Here is a 9,151-nt window from a genome sequence, read left to right as displayed (position 1 = left end):
TGGGGAGTTGAGGGCCCCAACCACGGCCGGTCAGAGACCGACCGTGTGGAAGGTGGGCCAACGCGGAGTCTGATTAGTGCGATTCCGATTTGACCCCCAAGCAGTAATGCGATTTTTGATCATAGATCCTCCGCGATGAAGTCCTTTCGACGAAGCATTTGCTCCCGCTTTGACGCCTGATCATAATGTCGATCAAGTGTATCTTCTGTCGCGTCAGCTCGATCACTCAGCACTGCCTTCGGAGTACCAGCGTCAAGGTGAGCAGTAAGCGAACCCGTCCGAATCTTGTGCGGAGATCGGGACGAGGGACAGGTACTCGCGCCATCGTGTCGCGCCGCATCGCACTCTTCCGGGTCGTGATCGTGCGGACACTCCACGCCGTACTTGCACGGGCGAGTGATCCGGTACATATCCTGTTTGATCGTACCGAGAGCGACCCGTCCGTACTGCGTCGTCAGCAGCGGAGCACGGTCGTAGTCGTCGAAGGTTCTCCTCCGAGGCCCATCGATGTAATCACGAAGAACCTGCGCCAGTTTCTCGCTCTTTACCAGACAGTCCCGTTCCGACCACTTCCCGTTCTTCAGCGGCGTATCCGACTCCGGACGGTGCCGGAACTTGAGGACCGGAGTCTCGTCGTCATCGTCAAAATCACGGAGATCGAGCGCACGGATCCCGCCTCGACGAGCTGACAGCCTCCACATCAAGAGGAGTTCCACGTGCTCCCGAGAAGCGTACTGGTACCGATCGAGGTATTCGAGCAGCGTGCGCGCGCGGGCGGTCTCCAAAAGTTCCTCGTTGACGTCCTCCCCTTTCCGAACCGTGGGAAGGAGGATTTTCTCAGCGACCTCAGCATCAGCAGCCTCGACTGACGCGAGTACGCGAAGGAACTGCCGAATGGTCGAGATCTGGCCCTGTAGAGAGACCTTTTTCAGATCGTCATTCTCACGGCGATCAACCCGATAATTGTGGATTGTCAGCCCGTCGACTTCGGCCATACTCGTAATGCCCTGCTCGTCGAGCCAGTCAACGAATGCCTGAATTCGATACCCGTGGGTCTGTCGGGTCGCGTCGCTGAGATCATCCCAGCGCTGTTGCAGGTAAATGTCCTTCGCGACGCTCGGAGCAACATCTCGGAGATCGTCACTCATCGGAATCCTCCACGAGTAACGGGACGTCCATCCAGACGCCAGCAACCCGGTTCTCGGTCTCAGAATCAGCTGCCGTCGTCGCAGGTTCGGAATCTCGATACACTGCGACGGGGTTCCCGTTGTAATCGACAGTGACGTGAAGATGTTCCTCGACGAGCAGCTGTGCTGCTGGGTCGTCGTCGGATTGATCAGAGTTGTTTTCAAACTGTAGCGTCTTCGAGTCCGTGCGGGCTTTGCCCGTATTGCTGGCTTCACTCATCACGAGGCACGAAGCCACCTTATCGGGGCCGTGTGGTAGCACGGTCCCGGCTTCTACCGACCAACCAGAGTCATCAGTATCCTACTCGGTGGCTCCGCATTGATACTATCTGTACTAACTGGTGTTATAGTTTCGGGTGGAATAGATACTAACGATACTCAGGTTATAATGTACTCCCGTGTCGATAGAATATATGCGAAAATCGGGCAAATGGATGGTTCTCCTCGATGAACGCATCCTCGAACTCCTCAAAGAGGACGAGGGTGGGTTTATGCGACCATCCGAAATTGCCAATGATAGCAGGATTCCATATAGCCGCGCTTATGTGGGTCAGCGATGTCAGAAGCTAGCTGACCACGGACTTGTTCAGGAAGTCTCGAATGCGGTCTACCGAATTACTCCTGAGGGAGAGGCCTACCTGAAAGGCGAGTACGACGCTACAGAATCGGGTGAAGTATCGACTAACACAACCGAGCCCTCCACCGAGAGAGGAAGTGATCAGGCCAGTCAATGAATGTCCGACAGATGGGACGGTGGATGTACCCGACTGACGAGCGAATTCTCGAACAATTATCTGAAACTTCGTGGGCGACTCCAAAGACCATCGCAGATGATCCACACCTGCAGAAACTTGGAGTCGATGAGTTATACGTTAAACAACGGTGTGAAGAACTAACGCGTCGACAGCTCATTGTTCCAGTATATGAGGATATGTATGAAATTACATCAGAGGGATTAGCGTATCTGCGTGGCGATCTAAATGCTGGGTACCTTCGACGGTGGCCGTTACGTTAGAAAGAACCCCGCACTCCCCCCACGAGGAGGGTCGTGCGGGGTTCCTACTCCAACCCTGAATAGGGGTGGGTAGGTGGATGGGTGGGCAGACGGGCTACAGTCGTTGCTTTAGTAATGAGTTGATGAATCGCTCACTACAGTCGAGCTAATAATCGTTTGAGCTGGGTTGATCGACCCTCGGGCAGGATGGCCAATCGTATTCCTCTGCCATACGGTCAACGTCCTGTTGTTTGAGATGTGCTGGAGCGTTCCCATTCTTTATTTGTTCAAAAAGGTCCTTCTTTTCCATACCTGTTGTATCATCGTTAATTACGGATGTATTTTGCGCCGGTGGAAGCGTTTGTAGACGGAATATACGCATATCTACCTAACGCCTGTTGAAGCGAGAGAGCTGTCGTATCAATAGGATTTCAACAGAGCCAAATATTCAGCATTACCTCACCAACTATGGATGCCGAAGAGAACGAGCGTGGGACTCAGCACATTCTCAACAGGCAACTCAATATTTACAACCATAAACAGAAACAGGCCCTTAGCTTTATGCGGGCCATTCTAGCAGTCGTCATCGTCTTCGGGTTCTCTCTCATAGTCCGTATCATCCAAAATTTTGGGGGATTCATATCCTCTATACAAGCATTTCGGGCAGAATTTGGAAGCGAAAGTTTCGCACCGAAAATCTTGATTGATGCCAGCTCATTAACCGTTGCCGTGGAAGGGATTACGATTATTTTTGTCTCAGGCCTTGTTTTTTCCCAAGCACTGTCTTCCCTACGTGGTGTACTGAACTCTGAGCCACCAGAGCCGTTCCTAGGGGGAGAGTCAAACTTGGCGTTTCCTCACCAAATTTCAGGTTATGGCTCCGAAACAGACTGGAATGATCTAATATATGCCAACGCAAGAAGACTACGAAAGCAACAGAAGCAATTGGAGGACGCCTACAACAAGGCAGAAGATGCAACAGCACTGATTGTATTCGGTCTTCTGGTAGTTACGGTAGGTGGATTCGCTGTTGGAAGGTACTCCGGCTACACCATCTTGATAAGTTCATTCGTCCTTACCTTTGCAGTCTCCTACCTCGGAATACAACTAATTATAGTAGTAATTCGTGGAGTGATTCAATGGGTAAATCAAGAAGGATGGAACATCTTCATAGCCTTTAGTTCGATCAAATTCCCCGAAATCAGTGGATTAAAGCCAGAAATTCAGCAACCAGTGCTAACAACTCTATTCGCCTTTCTCACCATCAATTCCTTACTTGCACTCCTATGGTGGGAGGTACTCCTCAGTTCCGAACAGAGCATATTAAGCGAATATGGGCTCGCCCAATTTGGAATAGGGTTGCCACTTGCAATATATGCTACTCTTTTGATAGTTAGTGCAGTAACTGGGATCTATCATTACATTTCCGCAGCCAGTCTAAAAACGGCACCTGACAATCCCATTTGGGAGTAATATAGCAAATACGCGTAGTTCCTCGTCGTGAAGTGAAAACGGGAATTCCTCAGCATCGACGGTACGGCCTCGTTCCGGGCGTGCGGCTACGCCGTTCCGGGCTTTCGCTGGGTCCGTTGCGTCTCGCTTCGGTCACGCTTGCCCGCGACCGCAGTCACGAGAGACCGCCCCAGAGGAGGGCGGGCCTCACTCAGTTGGGCCACGATCTCGAAGCTCTGCTAAGAGAGCAGGCCACGAGAGGTCGAGATCGAACAGGTTCGAGCGAAGGTTCCAACTCCATGGGGCCGGTTCATCGGGATCGTATTGAACCGACGTGGCTTCGAGTGATTCGACTGAACCACCGAATAGCTGGTCTGTTGGTCGATCGGAGTCAGCGGGCCACTCGCGATAGAATTTGATGGTCTTCGGTTCCGTTTTGTAGAACGCCAGCGACGTGAGCCGCTTCATTTCTGGGTCGACGTCTTTCCCCGTGTGACCGATTACGATCACCAGCTCGACGCCGAGTTTGCTCATCCGCTTGAGCAGCGGAGACCACTGTGTCGCAACGTCGCGAGAGTTCGTCCGTGCATCGAAGTGAGTAGATCCTTCGTCGATCACGACCGCCTTCGGAACATCCCGGTGTTCCAGCAGCGACAGAGCGAGATCGTGGCAAGTAGTCACCCGTTCGTCGACGATACCCGCACGAGCATTACTCAGAACGAGTAGATCATCCCAGAGGATTTGACCGAGTTCGACGAGGAGCCACGCGGAATTAGTCTTCCCCGTATTCGGATCACCAGCTGCGAGGACCGTAGTCAGCGCGCCGTCTCGGTCGAGTTCACCGAGGATCTGGGCCGGGAGCGTAAGCGCGCTGGCATCGAGATCCTGTTCTGTGATTCCGACGAGGTACGACATCGCCGCACCGTCACCCTGTTTGATCGCTCTGGTGGCGCTCTCCGATCGTAAATGTGCGTCGACGACTTGGCCCAGCTGTGTCTCCTCGAACGCGTCCATCTCCTCACTGATCGGGTCATCGTAAAGGAACGAGAGGACACTGTGGTCTGCCTCAGTGAGCGGGAGACCAGCGTGAGGGAGTAGACCCGCTTCGTTATCCATCCGACCACGGGCTTGCTCGAACAGCTTTGACGCGTTCAGGAGTCGGTCATCAGTGTCACCCATCGGTCGCATCCTCCGTTTGCTTCGAGGCAGATGCGTCCGCAGCCGATTCGATCTTGTCCTCGAAGTCGTCGAGTGGATCATCGTCGCGGCCCTGTACGTGGCGGTCGAGGTCGAACTGTTCAATCGCGTCGTCGATCGCGCGATTGATCGACTCGCCTCGATCAGGGAGCGTCGACTTCTCGAAGGTCTGGACCACGGAGAGGACCGCCTGCCTCGTGGCAGATCGGACGATCGAGAACACTTGCGTCTCGATCGCGAACCCGCGCTGGGCATCTTCTTCGAGGACATTCCGCAGCTCGTGGACCTTCGACAGTGCAGTCATCAGCTCTCGATCGTCGAGCGTTCCGGGCCAGACACCGTCGACGGTATTCTCATCGAGATCGACGTTCTTCCCGAATGCGAGCGACGGACTGGACCAGTAGAGTTGCCCGTCGACGACGTCGACCTCTTTCCAGCGGGGGCGAGGCCAGCGGTAGATTCCCGCGCCGTCGAGATCGAGTAAGTCGACGTCGACGAGCCAGACCCAGCCGGGGCCGTCGAACAGATCAGCGGCGCGGCCAGCGGTCCAGCGTCCGAGGGTGAATGTCGAGATGATGAACGCGATGCCGCCGACTTTGACGGTTCGAGGAACATCGGTTCCGGTCACGAGCAGGACGGCGACCGCGACCAGTGCGGCAGCGCCGAGGAGGTACTTCCCACGGACGACGAGCCAGACGAGCGCGCGAAACCACCGTGGGTCGTCGGGGCGGTCTGAGTGACCTGTGCGCGTGTCCTCAGCGGTGGTCTCTTTGGGATTGCTCTGTGATTCAGGTTCAGTCATTACGCGACACGCTCCCCGTCCTTGTTGACCGCAGAGCGTTCGAGCACGAGCCTGTAGAGGACCATCAGCGCGACGCCCGCAGCAGAGGCAGCGCCTGCATCACGTACGTCAGCACCCGACCACGGGCCCGAGAGCAGCGCCGAGCCTTCCGTCGTTTTGACGAAGTGGAGTTCGCCGTTCTCTCGTGAAAGATCCGTCGAGATCCAGACACGACTATTCGGCGGCGCTTCGATCTGTACCTCAGTCCGTTCGCCGGGATTGAGGTTCGCCGTTTGGAACGATGCGGAGCCGGTCGAGGCATCCGTGTCCTCGATGACGAGCAGCTGCACGGGAGCGTAGCGTTGGGACTCGAACGTCAGTGTCAGGACGCCCGTGTTCCGGTTGTAGGACTTCTCGACGACATCCGTGCGCCCGTCGAGGGCGAGGATTGCCGTCGAGTTGTCCTCGGGCTGCGGCGTGGCCGTGGGCGTGGCCGTCGAGTTCGTCGGTTGGTCAGTCGCTTGTGCCGCCGCTGGTGGCGCGACGAGCAGCGCGAGCAATACTACAGCTATGAGTACGGGTTTGTGGTTCATATCGAAGCGGGTAGGGGTAAGAGGTTAGTTCACTACCACGGGGAGATCGCGGACCACGACCAGCTCGGGATGCCGAGGGCATCGCCGAGGAGATCGAGGCCGGTCGCGATCACGTCGACGCCCGCGGCTTCGAGGCCGAGGACGATCAGCGCGATCGCGGCGACCTGCCTGACTGGCAGGAGTGAGGTCAGGAGCCAGTACATTCTATTGGTTACCCCTCCCGAGCAGCAGGGCTGCTCCGGCGAGTGCAGCGCCAGCGATGATGGTGCTCTGGGGGAAGCCCCCACCAGAGCCACCGCCGCTGTCCGGCTCGCGCTCCTCGATCTCCGTTCGGAGATCGGAGAGTTGCTGCTGCATCTCCAACAGCTCAGACGTGTTCGAGGTTTTGTACACGTACTCCGTCGTTTCAACGCTCGTTGTGTTCTGGCCGTCGCGGTTCCGCATCTGCTCGACGGTGAACTCGGCACCTTCAGGGAAATCGACCTTAGTGCCGTCGACGGTCGCGATGAACACCGGACCCTCGATATTCGAGGTGTTGTAGGTTGTTCCGGTGTTCCACGTCCCGTTAGGAGCGTTGTTAGCCATCAGGATACCCGTGTACGTGTCACCGTTGTAGACAACGTCCATGGTTCCTGAGGAGGTCATATTGGGAGTGTCGAATCCCATCATCGAGAGCGCGCCGACGGTGTTGTACAGCGAATCGTTCGAGTCGTACTCGGTGCCGTACTCGAACATCGCGGTATTCGAGGAGATCACGTCGGAGGCGTTGATCTGTCCAGTCTCGAAGTCGGCATACGTCGCCTCGACGAACGCCTGAGACTCCGTCTTGAGGTTGGAGTTCATACTGTTGATCTGACTCCACCGATCAGCGTACTCACTCCACCGGACCATGTACACATCGCTGCTCGACGAGAGCGAATCTGGCGGAGTCACGAACAACCCGTCAGAGTTGACGTGCTGGTTACCTGTTTCAGAGGTCCAGTCAATATCGTTAGCCGATGGGTCCATCAGCCAGTTACTATCGACCGTGTTAGGTTTTTGCAGACGGACGGCTTCGGCATCCGACGTGTTGCCAGTTGCGAGGGTCATTTGAGTGGTCTCAAACGATATTTCGGTATCGTAGTCGCCACTCTCAGACTCAAGAAATCCGGTCACGCCACCGATGCTCTCATCTTGAGCCGCAGACCGTACATACTGGTACTGGCTGACCGAGGTGTTCCATTGCTCGATCAGGTTCTTCTGTTTGGTAGCATAATACTCGTTGATAGCTTCTTGTGCAGCGACCTTCGCAGAAGCCTCAGACGAGCCGTTTTGGTACGCCTCAGCGACAGCGACCTGCATCTTCATCCACGCGACGGATTCAGAATCGTTGACGTAGTTGCCGTTCGAGGCGAGGTAAACCTCGCTGTTAGCTTTTTGAGCAGTAGCAACTTCGTACAGATCTACGTGAGTCTGGTTTGAATCAGACTCCTTCAGCTCCTCCAACTTGTCGTTGGAGGGTTCGCACACGCTGTAGTCCGAGCCAGTAATGGTGTTCGCGAAGGTGACACCGAGCAGGTAGTCGAGGCCGCCGCAAGCGGCCTCGCCAGCATCTTCCTCAGTCGCAGCCGTAGCAGGGGCGGCGACACCGGAGGAGAGCACGAGGAACGCGGCGAAGATCGCGAAGATGCGTTTACGCATCCGGCTCACCTCCGAGCTTGCGGACTTCTTCGTCGGTCAGTCCTTCGTCGGGGAGGTCGTCGCGATCGTCGCCGCGGTGCGCCTCGATCCCGGCGATCGCCAGCGCGACGAGCAGCGGAAGGAACGCGATCATACTGCCGCTGCCATCGTAGACCGTGAGGTTCGTGAGGATCAGCGATAGCGCCGAGAATCCGGCTCCGAGTACCGTCGAGAGCGCGACGAGGGCACGGTTCATAGATCGACCTCCGTAGGCTGTTCCACTAGCCGGTCGGTTTCGTGAAAAACTTTTGACATTGGGGAATACCTCAGCGGACAGCCACGAACCAGCCGAACAACGTCGCGAGGAACGCAATTTGTGCGCCGAGCGGGTCGCCGATCGAGTTCAGCAGATCAGGGATCTGCGAGGTGTACTGGTAGCCGAGGGTGAGGATCGGAACGAGGCCGAGACTCACCTGCTCCCACGTCTCATAGTGCTCGAAGCGCTTCGTCTCCGAAGACATGAACGCGGCAGCGTACACGGCGATGCCCGCGAGTGCGGCGTGTTCAGCCGTGAGCGAGTAGTTCGAGAGCCAAACGAGTGTGATCTCCGTGACGCCGCCGAACTGGTACAGCGAGGTGGCGACGAACGCGACGGAGAAGATCGCCGGGAGCGTGCGAAGGTTCGCGTACTCCGAGATCGCACCGGAGAACGACGAACCGTAGGATGAACTGGATGTCATCAGAGATCACCCGCTCATCTGCCGGATTTCCCAGATGTTGAACTCGACTTCTTCGTCAGCTCCGTCAGGGGTGAACGTTCGGGTTTCTTCGGTTTTCTTGAACCCGAGAACGAGACCCTCAGCGGATCCGTAGTCGTCAGCAAGAGAGTCAAGTGTGCGGTCGATCTGGTTGTTCGAGAACATCACCACGACGTCGCCGAGGCCGCGGGCGATTTCGAGGATGTCGTTGGGATATTTCTGCGATTCTTGACGCTTGCGCAGCTCGCCCACAACGGACTCGCCTGCGTCAAGTTCAATCCATTCTGCGTCGTCGTCACCGGATTGGTTCGGTGCGTCGACGACTTCCATATCGTCGAAGCTTGGGGTTTCAGTCGACATCTGCAAATACGGATAGAACACCTTCGAAGGTAGCAGCGCCGACAGCCGGGTGAAAGTGGTATATTTTATAAAAGCTGTTTTATTCAACGCTCTTCGGAAGCAGATTGTTGGTCGGGTAGAGCTGACGCTGTGAAAGCGTAGCGGGCAAGGGCGACGCGTCCGCGTCACCC

Annotated in this window: 12 protein-coding genes; 2 read left to right on the top strand and 10 right to left on the bottom strand. The window is 56.2% G+C overall.

Features of this window, described 5'->3' with window-relative positions; translation table 11 throughout:
• Positions 1-119: 119 nt before the first annotated feature.
• Positions 120-1,148, bottom strand: coding sequence for a site-specific integrase (locus tag ACP99_RS18410; protein WP_049987979.1), 1,029 nt, complete (start codon positions 1,146-1,148; stop codon positions 120-122).
• A complete protein-coding gene (locus ACP99_RS18405; protein WP_049987978.1) occupies positions 1,141-1,407 on the bottom strand; it encodes a hypothetical protein in 267 nt (88 codons plus the stop codon). Before ACP99_RS18405 ends, ACP99_RS18410 begins: the two co-directional genes overlap by 8 nt.
• Positions 1,408-1,600: 193 nt before the next feature.
• Between ACP99_RS18405 and ACP99_RS18400 the strand changes: the two genes are divergently transcribed.
• Positions 1,601-1,921 (top strand): MarR family transcriptional regulator, encoded by a 321-nt coding sequence (locus ACP99_RS18400; protein WP_197052520.1) that lies wholly within the window; start codon positions 1,601-1,603, stop codon positions 1,919-1,921.
• Between the two features lie 728 nt (positions 1,922-2,649).
• Entirely contained in the window at positions 2,650-3,654 is a 1,005-nt protein-coding gene (locus tag ACP99_RS20270) for a hypothetical protein (RefSeq protein ID WP_156105805.1), read from the top strand.
• A gap of 186 nt (positions 3,655-3,840) precedes the next feature.
• Here ACP99_RS20270 and ACP99_RS18395 read toward each other — a convergent pair whose 3' ends face one another.
• The 8 genes from ACP99_RS18395 to ACP99_RS21130 all read right to left on the bottom strand — a co-directional run.
• Positions 3,841-4,812: a hypothetical protein gene (locus ACP99_RS18395; RefSeq protein ID WP_049987977.1), complete on the bottom strand. Its 972-nt coding sequence runs from the start codon at positions 4,810-4,812 to the stop codon at positions 3,841-3,843.
• Positions 4,805-5,632, bottom strand: a complete 828-nt coding sequence (locus ACP99_RS18390; RefSeq protein ID WP_049987976.1) for a hypothetical protein — start codon at positions 5,630-5,632, stop codon at positions 4,805-4,807. Before ACP99_RS18390 ends, ACP99_RS18395 begins: the two co-directional genes overlap by 8 nt.
• Complete coding sequence (locus ACP99_RS18385; RefSeq protein ID WP_156105804.1) at positions 5,632-6,204, bottom strand: hypothetical protein; 573 nt, start codon at positions 6,202-6,204, stop codon at positions 5,632-5,634. The genes ACP99_RS18390 and ACP99_RS18385 overlap by 1 nt, the downstream gene beginning before the upstream one ends.
• A 32-nt stretch (positions 6,205-6,236) precedes the next feature.
• Positions 6,237-6,407, bottom strand: coding sequence for a hypothetical protein (locus tag ACP99_RS20265; RefSeq protein WP_156105803.1), 171 nt, complete (start codon positions 6,405-6,407; stop codon positions 6,237-6,239).
• A gap of 1 nt (position 6,408) precedes the next feature.
• Positions 6,409-7,884, bottom strand: a complete 1,476-nt coding sequence (locus ACP99_RS18380) for a hypothetical protein (protein ID WP_049987974.1) — start codon at positions 7,882-7,884, stop codon at positions 6,409-6,411.
• On the bottom strand, positions 7,877-8,119 hold the full coding sequence (locus ACP99_RS18375; protein WP_049987973.1) for a hypothetical protein: 243 nt from the start codon (positions 8,117-8,119) through the stop codon (positions 7,877-7,879). Before ACP99_RS18375 ends, ACP99_RS18380 begins: the two co-directional genes overlap by 8 nt.
• A 70-nt stretch (positions 8,120-8,189) precedes the next feature.
• Positions 8,190-8,603 carry a hypothetical protein gene (locus ACP99_RS18370; protein WP_049987972.1) on the bottom strand — a complete coding sequence of 138 codons (414 nt, stop codon included), beginning with the start codon at positions 8,601-8,603 and terminating at the stop codon, positions 8,190-8,192.
• Positions 8,604-8,609: 6 nt separating this feature from the next.
• The coding region (locus tag ACP99_RS21130; RefSeq protein ID WP_231554350.1) for a hypothetical protein at positions 8,610-9,151 on the bottom strand (542 nt) is incomplete at its 5' end.

The sequence above is a fragment of the Halobellus rufus genome (assembly GCF_000739575.1).
Classification (GTDB): Archaea; Halobacteriota; Halobacteria; order Halobacteriales; family Haloferacaceae; genus Haloquadratum; species Haloquadratum rufum.
The sequence above is the reverse complement of the archived record's forward strand: the minus strand, read 5'-3'. Positions and strand labels throughout refer to the sequence as shown.